Genomic DNA, 232 nt, shown 5'->3' with positions numbered 1-232 from the left:
GACTCTACAGCGGACCACACCACCCCGACCGGCGACTGGGACAAAGGTATCCACGATCCGAGTTCCACACTGCACGTCGATACTTTGGACAAAAACATTAAAGAGTTTGGCGCAATCGCCTACTTTCCGTTTATGGTTAAAGGCCAAGGCATCGTACACGTTTTGGGCCCGGAGCTAGGCGCTTCCCTGCCCGGCATGACCGTTGTCTGCGGCGACTCGCACTATTCTACCC

General features: G+C 55.6%; 1 protein-coding gene. It reads left to right on the top strand.

From position 1 onward, the window contains the following. A partial coding sequence (locus ACTHSP_RS24200; RefSeq protein ID WP_440347245.1) for an aconitase family protein occupies positions 1 to 232 on the top strand: 232 nt, incomplete at both ends.

Source organism: Neisseria sp. P0001.S005 (genome assembly GCF_051963715.1).
The sequence above is the reverse complement of the archived record's forward strand: the minus strand, read 5'-3'. Positions and strand labels throughout refer to the sequence as shown.